This window comes from Pseudomonas sp. PDM26 (assembly GCF_019219185.1).
GTDB lineage: Bacteria > Pseudomonadota > Gammaproteobacteria > Pseudomonadales > Pseudomonadaceae > Aquipseudomonas.
The window spans coordinates 1-418 of the sequence record NZ_JAHUWC010000048.1; the positions used below are offsets into that span (position 1 = coordinate 1).

The following is a 418-nucleotide window of genomic DNA, read 5'->3' on the forward strand; positions in this document are numbered from 1 at the left end:
GTGGTCGCACCGATGGTGAAGTTGACCACGCTGACCGGGCCATCGACGCTGCTCGTGTCGGAGAGGACGCTGCCTGTCAGGGCCGTGTCTTCCAGGGTCGACACTGTTTCGCTGGCGTCGATGAAGCTGTCGTCGACCGGCGTAACGCTGATGTTCAGGGTCGAAGTGTCGTCTGTGCCGGAACCGTCGGTGACGGTGTAGGTAACGGTCGGTACCGCGCCGTTGTAGTTGGCGGCCGGCGTGAAGGTGTAGGCGCCGTTGGCCGCGATCACCAGGGTGCCGACGTTAGTGATGGTCGCGGTCTGGCCGGCGTTGAACGTGCCCGTCACACCGTCGATGCTGAAGTTGACCACACTGACCGGGCCATCGACGCTCGAGGTGCCGCTGAGGACGCTGCCAGTCAGGGCGGTATCTTCCA

Annotated in this window: 1 protein-coding gene; it reads right to left on the reverse strand. The window is 64.1% G+C overall.

Annotated features, from left to right (window positions below; translation table 11 throughout):
- Nucleotides 1-418: cadherin-like domain-containing protein (locus KW849_RS31025; protein ID WP_218433903.1), on the reverse strand; the 418-nt coding region annotated here is incomplete at both ends.